This is a genomic window from Luteolibacter algae, from assembly GCF_042683045.1.
Lineage (GTDB): Bacteria > Verrucomicrobiota > Verrucomicrobiia > Verrucomicrobiales > Akkermansiaceae > Luteolibacter > Luteolibacter algae.
The window spans coordinates 16,426-33,412 of record NZ_JBHUIT010000003.1 but is presented as its reverse complement, the minus strand read 5'-3'; the positions used below and the strand labels follow the sequence as shown (position 1 = coordinate 33,412).

Sequence of the window (16,987 nt, the reverse complement as noted above, 5' to 3'; positions counted from 1 at the left end):
GCAATCCGAGAAGTGGTTCCAATTCCGCACGGACTCCTATGATTTCTTGATAGATACAGGGATTTACGGATTTTCCTCACATGGCACCCGGACTGCGAAGGCAGCACGATTACCGAAAATCCTTCGAGGCGATCAGAGGTATTTTTTTGAACCATGAAAACGAACAATTACAATATCGAGGGTAAGTATGCCTTGGTTACAGGGGCAGGTTCCGGCATTGGCAGAAGCACAGCGGTTGCCCTGGCCGAGGCAGGGGCGAAAGTCGCACTGCTGAGCCGCTCACTCGTGCAGCTAAAGGAAGTGGCGGAGGAAATCGGCGGCGAGGAAGCCGGTCATTTGATCCTGACCGCCGATGTCTCAAAAGATGATGAAATGGAGTTCGCGTTTCAACAAATCCGGGATCTTTGGCCAAGGCTTGATATCGTTGTCGCCAATGCAGGGATCAATGGGGTTTGGGCACCGCTGGATCAGATCAAAACCTGCGAGTGGGATATGACACTCGGGGTAAATCTGCGCGGGACATTTCTAACAGTGAAGCTCGGCTTGCCTTTCCTCAAGGAATCCAAAGGCTCTGTGATCATTGTATCCTCGGTAAACGGGAACCGCATGTTTAGTAACAGCGGTGCCACAGCGTATGCGTGCTCGAAGGCGGCACAAGTGACCTTTTCGAGAATGACAGCGCTTGAGTTTGCGGAATTCGGCGTGCGGGTAAATGCGGTCTGCCCGGGTGCGATCGATACCCAGATCGATGATTCCACGGAAATACGCGGTGATGACGAACTCCATATTCCCGTGCAGTATCCGGAAGGACAGGTGCCATTGACCCATGGAAAATCCGGTTCGCCGGGGGATGTCGCCAGCGCAATCATGTTTTTAGCCTCGGACGCGGCGCGGCACATCACCGGAACGGAAATTTATGTCGATGGCGCACAGTCTTTGCTTCAGGGATGAAGTATATATATAATCACACCTATGAAAGACGATCTGGAATCCTACCTGAATGATCATTTGGCTGGCAGCAGTGCGGGAATACTGATGACTCAGCGTCTTCTGGAAAATACGGTGGATGAGGAGGAACGGGAGTTTTTCCAAAGTCTTTTGGAAAAGATCGAGAACGACCGGGGTCAGCTGGAACAAGTCATCGAGTCGCTAGAGCTCAAGCTCCATGGCGCCAAGCAAACAATGAGCGGGATGTTTGCCCGCATCGGACTTTGGAGAATGGATTTCAATGGCCTACGCATCGGCGAGCTGGGGAAGTTTGAGCTGCTTGAGCTACTGATCCTGGGAATCCAGGGGAAAGGACTGCTGTGGAATGTGCTTGGCGATATTTCCGTCTCCTACCCCTCGCTGGAGAAGTATGACTTCGGCCGCTTATACATTGAGGCAATGGCGCAAAAAGAGGGGTCGAGAAGTTTCGCCTCCGGGAAGGGCGGTTGGTTTTCGGGTGTTTTGGTAGCGAATCGTGAGCGTTTTAATGGAACTCTGCGCTTTATAGTCAGAGTGTTTTTAATGTTCTAGCTGCTTCAAGCTCAGGGATTGCGGATCTTTCAAAAAACTTTACTTTTTTTAGTAAAAATGTCTTTTGGAGTGGTCCCTTATGAATACCAGCCATTACACCCAGATGTCTGCCATCGCCTTAGCCGGGCTTTTGGCAGCTTGTTCTTCTTCTCCGCCGGATGTCACCCGTGTGCCCGTATCGGCGTCACCTACAGGAGCGGATAAATCACTGCGCGGTCAGATTTTTGATGAGGTAAATCAATACCGGACTTCAAAAGGAAAGAGCTCTCTCCAGCGTCATTCCGGCTTGGATGCCATTGCGCAGAAACACTGCGATTATCTTGCCGGCAATATCCAGAGTCACGGTCTTACCAACCGTTCCATCAATCACAACGGCTTTGAAGGCCGTGCTCTTGCCGCCCGCCAGGCCTACCGCATTTCCACCATTGGTGAAAATGTAGTAACCTCCATGGATCATTCCTCGAAACATCTTGTGGATCTCTGGTCCCGCTCGAAATCCCACGAGCACAATATGCGCAGCGACTGGACATATACCGGAATAGGCACCGCGGTAACTTCCCAGGGGCTGGTCATTTCCACCCAGATCTTTGGCTCGGCTGAAACCACTTCCCACACAGAGCTTTCAAACCGCTTCTCCCGTGTATGGTGAATGTGCTAGGCTCCCGGCGTGCCGGATTTAACCTATGAAAATAACCTGCTGGCCCGTGGATTTCTGCGGGTGGCAGGTGTCGATGAAGCCGGAAGAGGACCTTTGGCGGGACCTGTCGCTGCGGCGGCTGTCATTCTGCCAAAATCTTTTTCGTGCCCATACCTGAACGATTCGAAAAAGCTCTCCAAGAAACGCCGCGAGCAACTCTACGCCGAGATTACCGGAAATTCACAGATCACGTGGGCGGTTGCTACCGTCGGCCCGGAAGAAATCGACACCATCAATATTCTGCGTGCGACCCACCGGGCCATGGCAATGGCGCTTTCCACTCTTTCGGTAATGCCGTGTATCGCTTTGGTCGATGGCTTGCGGGTGAAAGGGCTGCCCGTGGAGCATGAAGCTCTGGTAAAGGGAGATGGGCTCTCCTTGTCCATAGCCGCCGCCAGTGTCATTGCCAAGGTGACAAGAGACCGGATGATGGAAAAGATCGACGCAGAATTCCCTCAATACGGCTTTGCCAAGCACCAAGGCTATGGCACCCGCATCCACCTCGAAGCATTAAAAACCCATGGGCCTTGTATCCATCATCGTCGCTCGTTTAAGCCGGTTTCTCAACTCACCATATCGCCAGCGCTCGGGAACTAGCGGAGCGAGGAAATGGATGGGAGACTATGGCGAAAAGGTCGCTGCCGATTGGCTGCGGGCCAGAAACTGCAAGATCCTATCGAGAAATTTCAAAGGACCGAAGGGCGGGGAGGTGGACATTGTGGCGAAAAAGGGGAAACAGCTACTATTCGTGGAAGTAAAAACACGTCGCCACGGCTCGAAAATCCGGGGCTTGGCTGCCGTAAATCGCAAGAAACAAGCACTGATACAACGCGGCGGAAACGAATGGCTCAAACGGCTAGGCAGTCGCGAGGTGCTCTGGCGATACGACGTTATCGAAGTAGAGGTCACGGAAGGAGAAAAGCCCTCGGTGACCCACATCGAAAACGCATTCCAGAATACAGCACAACGGCGTCAATTCTAGTAATATCCCGTGATTTCATCACCTGGATCTCACAAAAAGTGTGAAATTCATTTCTTTGGTAAAATGGTGATTGCCAAGTCGTCCCACACATGATTCTTTTTCCGCCCGACTGCAGAGTCGGCCTAAAGTGCGCGCGTGGCGGAATTGGTAGACGCGCTAGATTCAGGTTCTAGTGGGGGCAACCCCGTTCAGGTTCGAGTCCTGTCGCGCGCACCATTTTTTTTACCAAAAGGATCCGGAGGAGATAATGATCTCTTCAGAAATGCGATCATACTTCTTGTTGAACGTTTGGTTTCAATCCGCGCTCCCGTGAAGGAGCGATGAAAAACTTCGCCGGGCTGGATAAGGACGCAAAGTTTCAATCCGCGCTCCCGTGAAGGAGCGATTGAGTGGCGCGGTCTTAACCAAGTTATGGACTCGGTTTCAATCCGCGCTCCCGTGAAGGAGCGATGCGGACTGCTCGTCACCCGCGAGGTGAATGTGATGTTTCAATCCGCGCTCCCGTGAAGGAGCGATTCCCGCAGCAGTCACCGTCGTCTAACTCAACCCAGTTTCAATCCGCGCTCCCGTGAAGGAGCGATCCGTGAGGTGGCGCAAACGGAATATCTGGCCGGTGTTTCAATCCGCGCTCCCGTGAAGGAGCGATAATCATCGCAGGTATCAAAGGGTTTCTGGAGAACGGTTTCAATCCGCGCTCCCGTGAAGGAGCGATGCTGAAAGCGGCACTCGTGGAGAAACTCCAAGCTGTTTCAATCCGCGCTCCCGTGAAGGAGCGATTCTCTCCCGATGATCTGGTCGCCCGGGAGGGGTGGTTTCAATCCGCGCTCCCGTGAAGGAGCGATTCTGACGATCCGACTCAATCAAATGTTGTGGATGTTTCAATCCGCGCTCCCGTGAAGGAGCGATGATATTGACCCGCCGCCTTCTCATTCTCAAAAAGTTTCAATCCGCGCTCCCGTGAAGGAGCGATTTGCTGACTCTTCTAAGTTCCGCAAAATACTCATATGTTTCAATCCGCGCTCCCGTGAAGGAGCGATCAACTGCTATCACCTTATCAATCACTCAACGCTACGTTTCAATCCGCGCTCCCGTGAAGGAGCGATACATTTAAATTCCGCTGGATACACTGCTGTAGGTGTTTCAATCCGCGCTCCCGTGAAGGAGCGATTGAAGAGCCTAGAGCGACCAGCGCACCGACGATAGTTTCAATCCGCGCTCCCGTGAAGGAGCGATAAATTAAGGCAATACGGCCTGTAGTTAAAACGCTGTTTCAATCCGCGCTCCCGTGAAGGAGCGATGCGAGTGTGGTTTAAACAGCCACTAGCACTGCTGGTTTCAATCCGCGCTCCCGTGAAGGAGCGATTAGGGGCTATTTTTTTAATGTTGTCAAATGAGCGGTTTCAATCCGCGCTCCCGTGAAGGAGCGATGCAGCTCATCTCCATCCAGGATGAGCACGGCCAGTTTCAATCCGCGCTCCCGTGAAGGAGCGATGAGGAACACGGCAAGAATACCAAGACCGGCAGCGGTTTCAATCCGCGCTCCCGTGAAGGAGCGATGCTCCGCCAGATCCGGGGCTGTCTTGTCCCCGGTGTTTCAATCCGCGCTCCCGTGAAGGAGCGATGGCATCCCGCTCTCACCAACTTGGCCATCATAGCGTTTCAATCCGCGCTCCCGTGAAGGAGCGATTACGTTAAAATTTAACATACACCAAAAAAATCGTAGTTTCAATCCGCGCTCCCGTGAAGGAGCGATAGAGGCCTTCGAGCTGATCTTTGACCAGCCACTGGTTTCAATCCGCGCTCCCGTGAAGGAGCGATAAATGGTAGTTGCAGCGCCTACGGCCTCAGTGATCGTTTCAATCCGCGCTCCCGTGAAGGAGCGATTCGGTGTCCGTCAGGCGGCTACGTCCAAGCTTCAGTTTCAATCCGCGCTCCCGTGAAGGAGCGATACAAACTTGCGTTACAAATATTGAGGTATATTTCGTTTCAATCCGCGCTCCCGTGAAGGAGCGATAGCACTCAATAAAGCAATCCGGAAGGCCAAAAGGTTTCAATCCGCGCTCCCGTGAAGGAGCGATCCAGTGACATAAAGGGTCCGGCTCGATGCGTCGGGTTTCAATCCGCGCTCCCGTGAAGGAGCGATCCGCTATTGACGATGTAAAAAGGTACAATGACGGTTTCAATCCGCGCTCCCGTGAAGGAGCGATATGCACTGGGTGGCGGCGTGCTCCAGGAATTCCAGTTTCAATCCGCGCTCCCGTGAAGGAGCGATTCCGATGCCGGGGCCGGTGTAATCGAAGCAGGTGTTTCAATCCGCGCTCCCGTGAAGGAGCGATAAATCGGAGGGAGCAACGAGGGGGAAACCAGCAGTTTCAATCCGCGCTCCCGTGAAGGAGCGATCGGCGTGCCAAACTCTACCCTGGCGCGTTTCATGTTTCAATCCGCGCTCCCGTGAAGGAGCGATTCCATGCTTGGATCATCATCGACAAGTACAGGCTTGTTTCAATCCGCGCTCCCGTGAAGGAGCGATTAACGGCCAACTGGACAACTACAAACTTCACTTTGTTTCAATCCGCGCTCCCGTGAAGGAGCGATACTCAACACTGGTTTGAGCTAGCCCCTGACTTGTGGTTTCAATCCGCGCTCCCGTGAAGGAGCGATTTGTCTCGATCCACTCACCACCGCCGGACGGCTCAGTTTCAATCCGCGCTCCCGTGAAGGAGCGATTCCAGGTATCGCAAACAAACGGCTTGATCGGCCAGTTTCAATCCGCGCTCCCGTGAAGGAGCGATCACGGATCGCAGCGACGAGATCAAAACCGGATTGTTTCAATCCGCGCTCCCGTGAAGGAGCGATGGGGGGAGAAGCAAGCGGAACGTCACCGAGGACGGTTTCAATCCGCGCTCCCGTGAAGGAGCGATCCGATTATCTTGGCCTTAAGATCGTAAAAGTTAAGTTTCAATCCGCGCTCCCGTGAAGGAGCGATGGAAATTGCAACGCCCTCTTGATAAGGCACTATCGTTTCAATCCGCGCTCCCGTGAAGGAGCGATCAGCAAGGTCGACCATATGCTGATCCAGAAACGAGTTTCAATCCGCGCTCCCGTGAAGGAGCGATCGTGGAGGTCCTCCAGCGTCCACACGTGCGCTTAGTTTCAATCCGCGCTCCCGTGAAGGAGCGATCATCTACAAGTCAGGGCCTCGCACAAACAAGCGTTGTTTCAATCCGCGCTCCCGTGAAGGAGCGATGTTTTATTACTCTCACTGTCGATCCAGATCTCTATGTTTCAATCCGCGCTCCCGTGAAGGAGCGATTCTCAACCTTCGAATATCGAGTCAACGGCGATGTCGTTTCAATCCGCGCTCCCGTGAAGGAGCGATCGATCAAATCAATTGCACCCAGGCTAACATTAGTGTTTCAATCCGCGCTCCCGTGAAGGAGCGATCCTGCTTTACCGCTCAAAATACTACGCGGACACAGTTTCAATCCGCGCTCCCGTGAAGGAGCGATTGGACCAGGTGGTGGTATCGATATGATCTGCAAGGTTTCAATCCGCGCTCCCGTGAAGGAGCGATAGCAGGATGCGCTCTACAATCAGCCCTGGGACGGGTTTCAATCCGCGCTCCCGTGAAGGAGCGATGCGGCGAAGAGTGACTATGCGGCGGGGAAATTCTGGTTTCAATCCGCGCTCCCGTGAAGGAGCGATGATCGACGTGGCGGTGCAGGAGCTGAGTGGAGAGGTTTCAATCCGCGCTCCCGTGAAGGAGCGATCGGGCAAGGATGTGACCATCACCGATGACCAGGAGTTTCAATCCGCGCTCCCGTGAAGGAGCGATCCTTCCTCAACGGCTTCGCCTCAAAGCTTTCGCTGTTTCAATCCGCGCTCCCGTGAAGGAGCGATGGAAGATGAACTGGGCAGTGATACGCCATTCATCGTTTCAATCCGCGCTCCCGTGAAGGAGCGATAGGGAAACTATTTCCACTTTTGGAAAGTCATCAATGTTTCAATCCGCGCTCCCGTGAAGGAGCGATCTACGATTGGAGCGACCGGCGGCGCGGGCTTTGTGTTTCAATCCGCGCTCCCGTGAAGGAGCGATCGGCCACGATGTGTGATTGCCGTTTTTACCAGCCATGTTTCAATCCGCGCTCCCGTGAAGGAGCGATTTGAACAAAAAGACATGAGCGCAGCAAACCTCGTTTCAATCCGCGCTCCCGTGAAGGAGCGATAACCGGGGGCGGCTAACCTCAACCAAAAACGAAAATGTTTCAATCCGCGCTCCCGTGAAGGAGCGATTGGTAAATGCCGTGCGGGCGCCTTTTTGGCGAAATGTTTCAATCCGCGCTCCCGTGAAGGAGCGATAAGCTGGAGCTTCGTTTGATCTTTCTGAGGCCCTGTTTCAATCCGCGCTCCCGTGAAGGAGCGATTGCCCTCTTAACCGGGGGCGGCCTTTATGCTATGTTTCAATCCGCGCTCCCGTGAAGGAGCGATGGAGTCTATGCTCCTGATGAGTTCGACGAAGGGGTTTCAATCCGCGCTCCCGTGAAGGAGCGATCATTGGCTGCGGTGGAGGTTTTAACGATCCCAAAGTTTCAATCCGCGCTCCCGTGAAGGAGCGATCGCCGACCTTGGCGGGCACGTGCTGGAGTTTTGCGTTTCAATCCGCGCTCCCGTGAAGGAGCGATCTAGATCATCGTCTCGAAAAGCAACGCGACGACGTTTCAATCCGCGCTCCCGTGAAGGAGCGATCCAGACTTTACCGTCTACCAACCGCAGCCGGACGGTTTCAATCCGCGCTCCCGTGAAGGAGCGATTCGTTGGGTTAGTTTTTTTTGATTAAAGGGTTTCGTTTCAATCCGCGCTCCCGTGAAGGAGCGATTTTTTGCGCTCCGGTCGCGGCTGAGTTGAGCGCGGGTTTCAATCCGCGCTCCCGTGAAGGAGCGATTCCCCCGTCACAAATGGCGAGCCGATCGCGGAGAGTTTCAATCCGCGCTCCCGTGAAGGAGCGATGACTGGACCCAGTGGTGGTTCTGGATGTGGGGAAGTTTCAATCCGCGCTCCCGTGAAGGAGCGATGCCCACCCACAGCCCGGGCCGGCCAATAGGAGAGGTTTCAATCCGCGCTCCCGTGAAGGAGCGATTTTCACTTTTCGAGTTTGGCTTCTGTCTCCGTGAGTTTCAATCCGCGCTCCCGTGAAGGAGCGATGGACATAAAGCGGATGTCTTTGCCCTCGGTCTTGTTTCAATCCGCGCTCCCGTGAAGGAGCGATCTTTTTCCGTATCGGTAAGGATGCGATTGTAGATGTTTCAATCCGCGCTCCCGTGAAGGAGCGATACGTGTGGCGGGATAGACTCCACTTGCGGCGGTGGTTTCAATCCGCGCTCCCGTGAAGGAGCGATCCGGGGCGAATAGCCCGGTGACGCTCCAATCCATGTTTCAATCCGCGCTCCCGTGAAGGAGCGATCATTCGAGCGAACGTGATCGGAACCATCTCTTGCGTTTCAATCCGCGCTCCCGTGAAGGAGCGATTCGACGCCGCGCTAATCGCGGAGTTTGTCCGGACGTTTCAATCCGCGCTCCCGTGAAGGAGCGATTTTCTCCCCGGCAATGCTGATATAGTAGCTGCCGGTTTCAATCCGCGCTCCCGTGAAGGAGCGATGAAGGCCACCCCCGCCTGCGCGGTGGGATTGTAGTTTCAATCCGCGCTCCCGTGAAGGAGCGATTCTGTGGGCCTGTTTCCGGCACTGTTGTTTTCTCGGTTTCAATCCGCGCTCCCGTGAAGGAGCGATGCCCCGGAACAACGGGGACAAATACGCCCCGCAGTTTCAATCCGCGCTCCCGTGAAGGAGCGATCACGGATGGCAGCGACGAGATCAAAACCGGATTGTTTCAATCCGCGCTCCCGTGAAGGAGCGATCCTTTTAATATCACGGTAGGACGCGGAGATGCGCCGTTTCAATCCGCGCTCCCGTGAAGGAGCGATTCATCTTGCGAAAACATCGCGCGGATTGCTCTTGTTTCAATCCGCGCTCCCGTGAAGGAGCGATAGCTCCGCCTTGTTAACGAAAACGAATAACTCCCGTTTCAATCCGCGCTCCCGTGAAGGAGCGATCCGATCACGTCCTCGTAGAGTTCGCAGGTTGCTTGTTTCAATCCGCGCTCCCGTGAAGGAGCGATCTCGCCAAGTAAGCAATAAACAGGACGAAAAGTATGTTTCAATCCGCGCTCCCGTGAAGGAGCGATGACCGGCGGGCGGAAGAGTTTATCGAGGATTTTGTTTCAATCCGCGCTCCCGTGAAGGAGCGATCTCGGATTGCATTCATAATGCCGGCAAGTTGTTGTTTCAATCCGCGCTCCCGTGAAGGAGCGATACAAGGAATTTGTCAAGAACCTATGAACACTCAAGTTTCAATCCGCGCTCCCGTGAAGGAGCGATCTAAAGTCTGCCTCACGATTCTTGATGACGGATTGTTTCAATCCGCGCTCCCGTGAAGGAGCGATGAAACCCGCTGGCTTGTGGGCTCAGCGGGTGTGTGTTTCAATCCGCGCTCCCGTGAAGGAGCGATCACGCGCAGGCAGGAGCTATCAAATCACCAATCGTTTCAATCCGCGCTCCCGTGAAGGAGCGATTGGTATCTTCATAATTTTCTTGGAGAACGCCCAAGGTTTCAATCCGCGCTCCCGTGAAGGAGCGATCTGCCCTCTTAACCGGGGGCGGCCTTTATGCTATGTTTCAATCCGCGCTCCCGTGAAGGAGCGATCCCACCCACAGCCCGGGCCGGCCAATAGGAGAGGTTTCAATCCGCGCTCCCGTGAAGGAGCGATGCGAATGATTGTAGTTTATTCATAATTCAAATGCGTTTCAATCCGCGCTCCCGTGAAGGAGCGATGGAGGCCAAGTTTAAATCGATCACCGAGCACTCGTTTCAATCCGCGCTCCCGTGAAGGAGCGATTCTCGGGACATAGATCAGTTTACTTGGTGGCCTGGTTTCAATCCGCGCTCCCGTGAAGGAGCGATTTTGAAGGCATGTCTTGCAAAGCAGAAGTATCAGGTTTCAATCCGCGCTCCCGTGAAGGAGCGATATGCCAACCGGACAAAGCCCAGAGTTTAAAGAGTGGTTTCAATCCGCGCTCCCGTGAAGGAGCGATTTGAAAGTAGTTCGATTTCGGGTGCCATACATAAGTTTCAATCCGCGCTCCCGTGAAGGAGCGATCACTCATAATGGCCTTTTGCGTGTCTCTGCCGGTTGTTTCAATCCGCGCTCCCGTGAAGGAGCGATCAGACGTAACATCGGTAGCGTCTGCCATCGCAGGTTTCAATCCGCGCTCCCGTGAAGGAGCGATACAAAGGCGGACAACTGGAGACAAACTAGACCAGGTTTCAATCCGCGCTCCCGTGAAGGAGCGATGCAATCTCAATTTGGAAAGTGGCGGAGCGCCCTGGTTTCAATCCGCGCTCCCGTGAAGGAGCGATTTAGGAGTCTGTAAATCAGTAAGGGAAATTTCCCGTTTCAATCCGCGCTCCCGTGAAGGAGCGATCTTTCCAAATTGAGATTGCAAATCTCCATTTGTGGTTTCAATCCGCGCTCCCGTGAAGGAGCGATGCCGCCACCGTCACCACCGGATCCATTCCCGCCCGTTTCAATCCGCGCTCCCGTGAAGGAGCGATAAAATTTTTGGAAGTCTGCCAAAAACGAACACGGGTTTCAATCCGCGCTCCCGTGAAGGAGCGATTAAATGCTGCCAGTTGAAGCAATAGAGGTACCCGTGTTTCAATCCGCGCTCCCGTGAAGGAGCGATCAGCGCGCTCAGAATAGACAATAGTGCCAGAAATAGTTTCAATCCGCGCTCCCGTGAAGGAGCGATAAAGTTTCCCAAGCGTCTCCAACTGCTGGAAACTGTTTCAATCCGCGCTCCCGTGAAGGAGCGATTTGCGCTCCTCTGGCGTTATTCCCTTGCTGTCATGTTTCAATCCGCGCTCCCGTGAAGGAGCGATAAACTGGATTAGCACCGGAGCAGGCAGGGGGGAAGTTTCAATCCGCGCTCCCGTGAAGGAGCGATACCGTTGAGACCGAAGCGGACAGTATAGCCGCCGGTTTCAATCCGCGCTCCCGTGAAGGAGCGATTACTGTTTATACCAATATTGTTCTCAATTATGATGTTTCAATCCGCGCTCCCGTGAAGGAGCGATACTGTTTATACCAATATTGTTCTCAATTATGATGTTTCAATCCGCGCTCCCGTGAAGGAGCGATACACGCCCACCACCCAAAAAGAGAGGTTCCACGGAGTTTCAATCCGCGCTCCCGTGAAGGAGCGATTGTCCAGCTCGCAGGGCAACCAGCAAGTCCAGAAGGTTTCAATCCGCGCTCCCGTGAAGGAGCGATCACACGCTTTTGCGGCTGTTTGGAATAATCACCTGTTTCAATCCGCGCTCCCGTGAAGGAGCGATGCCCGTCCACAACCTGGGGTTCAAGAGTCAGATTGTTTCAATCCGCGCTCCCGTGAAGGAGCGATAAATGGCAGTAGCGTGGTGTCCTCCGGAATTTCGTTTCAATCCGCGCTCCCGTGAAGGAGCGATCAGTCCTTCGGCCTCAAATTAGTCAAAGAAGAGGTTTCAATCCGCGCTCCCGTGAAGGAGCGATTGATTGGTTCGAGCGGGGCCGGGACGCTTACACAGTTTCAATCCGCGCTCCCGTGAAGGAGCGATAGGCGGCGCAAGCAGCATTGGACAACCTTGAAAAGTTTCAATCCGCGCTCCCGTGAAGGAGCGATTCCTGTATCCCCAGGGTAGGCGGCAGTCGCCACAGTTTCAATCCGCGCTCCCGTGAAGGAGCGATTGTCACCAGCAGATACATGCTCTCCATCTGTGTGTTTCAATCCGCGCTCCCGTGAAGGAGCGATTTCCGCCCGCGTCACCGTCTTCCAGCCCATCCCGGTTTCAATCCGCGCTCCCGTGAAGGAGCGATGTATCTTCCGTGAGCGTGAGGGGTGTTTCGTAGAGTTTCAATCCGCGCTCCCGTGAAGGAGCGATTTGAGTTTAGGAGTGACAGCGTAAAAGCTCTTGTCGTTTCAATCCGCGCTCCCGTGAAGGAGCGATGGTGAACAGGTATTACAGCCGAGTAAGTGCCGAGTTTCAATCCGCGCTCCCGTGAAGGAGCGATATCCCACCGCCACCCCTTCCGGATCAGCCCACAGTTTCAATCCGCGCTCCCGTGAAGGAGCGATTTCATTTGGAACAACATACTCACAATGTTCAAGGTTTCAATCCGCGCTCCCGTGAAGGAGCGATTGAAGACTGTTTATGAATCCACAAGTCTTTCAACTGTTTCAATCCGCGCTCCCGTGAAGGAGCGATCCTGACGACAAGGCAGCTTATGAAATGATAATTGGTTTCAATCCGCGCTCCCGTGAAGGAGCGATCGCGAGTCACTGCAGTATAAAGCCACCTCTTTCTGTTTCAATCCGCGCTCCCGTGAAGGAGCGATTCCGGCGGTGCCCAAGGAAGAGGAATATTATGAGTTTCAATCCGCGCTCCCGTGAAGGAGCGATTCTCACTCAGTCTTGCATGAGGCTTTTGCTTCAAGTTTCAATCCGCGCTCCCGTGAAGGAGCGATTGAGAACCCCGGAAGTACTCCACCAGTTAGGAGGTGTTTCAATCCGCGCTCCCGTGAAGGAGCGATATCAGCCGGAAGCAAGAAATCAGATGATGACCGAGTTTCAATCCGCGCTCCCGTGAAGGAGCGATTTTCCTTTTCGCTTATGGCCTTTGATTAAAGGTCGTTTCAATCCGCGCTCCCGTGAAGGAGCGATCTCTGTGTGCAGATTGAAACTCTTTGTTGAACAGGTTTCAATCCGCGCTCCCGTGAAGGAGCGATCGATGCGCTCCCCGTCATACTGCGGGAGGGAGGGGTTTCAATCCGCGCTCCCGTGAAGGAGCGATATAAACGACACCGAAGCGCAGGCCGAATCCCTCGTTTCAATCCGCGCTCCCGTGAAGGAGCGATCTTCTGGTTCTCTTCCATCGGGCGTAGAAATTAGGTTTCAATCCGCGCTCCCGTGAAGGAGCGATCCATCTCCGTCTTGTTAGCCGCTCTTACATTGCGGTTTCAATCCGCGCTCCCGTGAAGGAGCGATGCGCTTCGTTTCGTTCACGTTCCATCATTCGAGCGTTTCAATCCGCGCTCCCGTGAAGGAGCGATCTTCCGTGCCCCTTTGCTGCGGCCCTGAGATCAAGGTTTCAATCCGCGCTCCCGTGAAGGAGCGATAAGAAAGCCACGGCCTGCCTGTAACCAACACCATGTTTCAATCCGCGCTCCCGTGAAGGAGCGATTCTCCGTCTTGTTCATCCTCTTCCGAACTACCTGTTTCAATCCGCGCTCCCGTGAAGGAGCGATTGCGCAAAAACAGCGTGGAAATCGATCAAAGACCGTTTCAATCCGCGCTCCCGTGAAGGAGCGATAATCCACGGGTCGGCTTCGACTTCGAGGAAATCGTTTCAATCCGCGCTCCCGTGAAGGAGCGATTTTTCGTTTTCATTGGTTCTGAGTCTTGGGGTTTGTTTCAATCCGCGCTCCCGTGAAGGAGCGATGCATAAGCTCCGTCTTTACCGGCGGTAAAAGCGTTGTTTCAATCCGCGCTCCCGTGAAGGAGCGATGCGCTTCGTTTCGTTCACGTTCCATCATTCGAGCGTTTCAATCCGCGCTCCCGTGAAGGAGCGATTCCGGTCTTCGGAGTTGGGACGGACTCTCTTGCTGTTTCAATCCGCGCTCCCGTGAAGGAGCGATTCACTGGACTGCCGCGCCATTACGGGGTGACTCCAGTTTCAATCCGCGCTCCCGTGAAGGAGCGATCCAATCACGTCCTCGTAGAGTTCGCAGGTTGCTTGTTTCAATCCGCGCTCCCGTGAAGGAGCGATATAAACGACACCGAAGCGCAGGCCGAATCCCTCGTTTCAATCCGCGCTCCCGTGAAGGAGCGATTGATCCATCGCGTAGGACTCCTCACCCGTCCACGGTTTCAATCCGCGCTCCCGTGAAGGAGCGATAACTATTTTGTGAGAGAGTCTTCTTGTCGCGAGGGTTTCAATCCGCGCTCCCGTGAAGGAGCGATAAATGACCATAACTAAAGACTTCGCAGGAAAAGCGTTTCAATCCGCGCTCCCGTGAAGGAGCGATGATTCCGCGAAGTGGACGACGACCGCTGCGGCCGTTTCAATCCGCGCTCCCGTGAAGGAGCGATCTACGCCGCCCTCGATGGCTCTAATTTCTTGGATGTTTCAATCCGCGCTCCCGTGAAGGAGCGATGAGCGCACAAGCTAAACAGCCCAAGACGGTCATCGTTTCAATCCGCGCTCCCGTGAAGGAGCGATGCATCAGCACCCCGTTGAGGCAATGCCCCACAAGGTTTCAATCCGCGCTCCCGTGAAGGAGCGATTGCGCAAAAACAGCGTGGAAATCGATCAAAGACCGTTTCAATCCGCGCTCCCGTGAAGGAGCGATCGCGGGGTATTTTAAGCAAGGTTTTACAAGGGGTTCCAGCCTTGTTTCCGCGAACCTTGGTTTTGGTGATGTCAAAGAGCTGATGGTTGGGTTAAAAATCAACGCGAGCGCTAGAGGTTCGCGCAGGGGAGTTAGAGGATGAGCGGAGCATCAATGTTATAGTCATCATTTTTGCCATGGTGCTCGACCTTTTGCTCCCAGTTTTTCCCGAGATGATAGATTCTCACACTATCTGTGGCTGTGTCGATGATGGAGAGCAGCTTGCCGCGAAATTCGACAAGTTGGGCAGGGTTGACCTTGCATTCGAAGACAGAGTTTTGGACTCGTTGTCCGTAGTCCATACAAATCCTGGCAACCCGTCGCAGGCGTTTTTCGCCAGCTTTGGTAACAGTGGAGACATCATAGGTGAGGAGTATATACATGGGAAAATGGGGCGTTGCGAGATGGATGAGGGTCACTTGTGAAGGTAGGCCGGATAAGCATCATGATCGCCCCGAAGATAACGGGCGAGCAGTCTGGCCTGGATTTGCGGTAGAAGGCCGTAAGTGATCGTCTCATCTAGAAATGGATGGGTGAAAGTCTCTTGCTTGCGTTCTTGCCAGGCGGTCAGGATTTTTTTGCGGGAGTCTGGTTTTAGAAAAGTTGCACCATTTTCTTGGAGTTCGAAGTCATCCGCTTTTACTTGCTGGCGGTTGATCAAGCTCAGTGCGAGCCGGTCTGCAAAAAGAGGCCTGAATTCTTCCATTAGATCGAGAGCAAGCGAGTGGCGGCCGGGTCTAGGCTGATGAAGGAAACCCGATTGGGGGTCCAGGCCGACTGTCTCGCAGGCGGAGCGGCAGTCATGTGCTAACAAGACATAGAGAAAAGAGAGGAGGGCATTGGTCCGATCAAGTGGAGGTCGTTTTGTTCTACCGTTCAAAAGGAAAGCTGGACCCTCAATCGTGATCAGATGGTTGAAGACCGCGAAGTAGGCAGCAGCTGATTCGCCTTCTATTCCTCGTAGGGAGTCCAAATTGGTGGCACGATTGCATGCGGAAATCCTTTTGAAGAGGAAATCAGAAGTCTGGGTAAGGACGTGGGCCCGTTGAGGACATTTTGTGCCGTGATCCCGTGCCGCGCGCTGAAGTATGGTGCGAGTATTATGAATCTTTGCCGTGATCATATTCCGCGCGATGGCCAGAGATGATGCCTCGCTTTCCGCATGACGATACTGCTCCCGGCGCAGAAGAATATTGCCGGATACGCCGCCATAGGAACTTGAGATGAATTTTCCGTGTGGAGATAAAAAAGTTAATGATACCCCGTATTCGTGGCAGCCTGCCATGAGACTGGCGGATACCGTCGTGTCCCATCCGTATGTCACGATCCCTTCCAGATTGTGTAGCGGGACACGGAGTTTGCTTTTTCCATCATGACGGATTTCCACAGCCGCACCGTCCTTACGTAGGTAGGCACCCTCCAGCGTAATAAAAAGAGTGTTCAAATGGGTTTTCATAGGAGGTGAGATTCTTATTCTGTGGATTGCAACCGGTTGAGAAACCAGGCGCTGGCTCCGCGCTTGAAGCGAAGCGCCCTCGGCTGGCAAAGATCAATGAGAGAGCAAGCCGCGCATTTCCCGGGATCATATTCTGCACTGGGGGTGGTCTCGCATTCCTTGAGCCTGCGCACTTTACTAACTGTGGAAAGTGTAAGTGTTCTCAGTGTTTCATCCAGCCGGACTTCGATGCGTCTACGGGTTTTACCGTAAAAGATCAAACCTACTGGTATTTTCGTATGAAACATTTCTTCCAGGCAGATTGCCTGTGCGCATACCTGCACTTCATCGGCGCGGTGGGCCTTCGGCTTGCCGCGCTTGTATTCCACTGGAACGAAGTTTCCATCGCGCTGCTTCTCCACAATGTCGCAGATCCCAGAAAGTCCGTATTGATTGGAGCTCACATGGAGATGCCGCAGGATAGATCCGCTGGATCTGTGCTCATCCGGCCCTTCATTGGCTTTTTTATGAAGAAGTTGTCCCTCCGCAGTGAAGCGGTTCTCCGCCCAGATTTGCTCGTTATGAATCAAAGCACATTGACGCGGGCAGTAGAGATAATGCTGTAGCGCGGAGAGGGGAATAGCTGAGGCGGACGAATCCATGGTAGAGTTATGACGATCCGAAGTTCATAAAAATCATTTCATCATTCGCCGGGGAAGCTATGCATTTCGACAACCATTTACATGAAAGACCTGCGGATGACGTGGAGGATCTTTTTTCCGTTTTCCATCAATTAATTCATCGCGATAAGCGTCAC

General features: G+C 53.7%; 8 protein-coding genes, 1 tRNA gene and 1 CRISPR repeat array. Of the genes, 6 read left to right on the top strand and 3 right to left on the bottom strand.

Annotation, left to right across the window (positions count from 1 at the left end; translation table 11 throughout):
• Nucleotides 1–153: 153 nt before the first annotated feature.
• From ACFSSA_RS04480 to ACFSSA_RS04455, 6 genes are all read left to right on the top strand, one after another.
• A complete protein-coding gene (locus ACFSSA_RS04480; protein WP_386818725.1) occupies nucleotides 154–951 on the top strand; it encodes an SDR family oxidoreductase in 798 nt (265 codons plus the stop codon).
• A gap of 21 nt (nucleotides 952–972) precedes the next feature.
• Nucleotides 973–1,518, top strand: a complete 546-nt coding sequence (locus ACFSSA_RS04475) for a hypothetical protein (protein ID WP_386818724.1) — start codon at nucleotides 973–975, stop codon at nucleotides 1,516–1,518.
• Nucleotides 1,519–1,582: 64 nt separating this feature from the next.
• Nucleotides 1,583–2,167 carry a CAP domain-containing protein gene (locus ACFSSA_RS04470; protein WP_386818722.1) on the top strand — a complete coding sequence of 195 codons (585 nt, stop codon included), beginning with the start codon at nucleotides 1,583–1,585 and terminating at the stop codon, nucleotides 2,165–2,167.
• Between the two features lie 18 nt (nucleotides 2,168–2,185).
• Nucleotides 2,186–2,812: a ribonuclease HII gene (locus tag ACFSSA_RS04465; RefSeq protein WP_386818720.1), complete on the top strand. Its 627-nt coding sequence runs from the start codon at nucleotides 2,186–2,188 to the stop codon at nucleotides 2,810–2,812.
• Complete coding sequence (locus tag ACFSSA_RS04460) at nucleotides 2,736–3,197, top strand: YraN family protein (RefSeq protein ID WP_386818719.1); 462 nt, start codon at nucleotides 2,736–2,738, stop codon at nucleotides 3,195–3,197. The genes ACFSSA_RS04465 and ACFSSA_RS04460 overlap by 77 nt, the downstream gene beginning before the upstream one ends.
• A gap of 129 nt (nucleotides 3,198–3,326) precedes the next feature.
• Nucleotides 3,327–3,413 (top strand) — tRNA-Leu (locus ACFSSA_RS04455).
• Between the two features lie 75 nt (nucleotides 3,414–3,488).
• Nucleotides 3,489–14,696: a CRISPR direct-repeat array (repeat unit 31 nt; unit sequence GTTTCAATCCGCGCTCCCGTGAAGGAGCGAT).
• A 131-nt stretch (nucleotides 14,697–14,827) separates the two neighbouring features.
• Here ACFSSA_RS04455 and cas2 read toward each other — a convergent pair.
• From cas2 to cas4, 3 genes are read right to left on the bottom strand one after another with little or no spacing between them, the layout of a single operon-like run.
• A complete protein-coding gene (gene cas2, locus ACFSSA_RS04450; protein WP_386818717.1) occupies nucleotides 14,828–15,118 on the bottom strand; it encodes a CRISPR-associated endonuclease Cas2 in 291 nt (96 codons plus the stop codon).
• Between the two features lie 32 nt (nucleotides 15,119–15,150).
• A complete protein-coding gene (cas1c, locus tag ACFSSA_RS04445; RefSeq protein ID WP_386818715.1) occupies nucleotides 15,151–16,191 on the bottom strand; it encodes a type I-C CRISPR-associated endonuclease Cas1c in 1,041 nt (346 codons plus the stop codon).
• A gap of 14 nt (nucleotides 16,192–16,205) precedes the next feature.
• Nucleotides 16,206–16,832, bottom strand: a complete 627-nt coding sequence (gene cas4, locus ACFSSA_RS04440; protein ID WP_386818713.1) for a CRISPR-associated protein Cas4 — start codon at nucleotides 16,830–16,832, stop codon at nucleotides 16,206–16,208.
• Between the last annotated feature and the right edge of the window lie 155 nt (nucleotides 16,833–16,987).

Coding starts and splice junctions, on each gene's coding strand:
- ACFSSA_RS04480 (WP_386818725.1), top strand. CDS start 154: ATGAAAACGAACAATTACAATATCGAGGGTAAGTATGCCTTGGTTACA.
- ACFSSA_RS04475 (WP_386818724.1), top strand. CDS start 973: ATGAAAGACGATCTGGAATCCTACCTGAATGATCATTTGGCTGGCAGC.
- ACFSSA_RS04460 (WP_386818719.1), top strand. CDS start 2,736: ATGGGCCTTGTATCCATCATCGTCGCTCGTTTAAGCCGGTTTCTCAAC.
- cas2 (WP_386818717.1), bottom strand. CDS start 15,118: ATGTATATACTCCTCACCTATGATGTCTCCACTGTTACCAAAGCTGGC.
- cas1c (WP_386818715.1), bottom strand. CDS start 16,191: ATGAAAACCCATTTGAACACTCTTTTTATTACGCTGGAGGGTGCCTAC.
- cas4 (WP_386818713.1), bottom strand. CDS start 16,832: ATGGATTCGTCCGCCTCAGCTATTCCCCTCTCCGCGCTACAGCATTAT.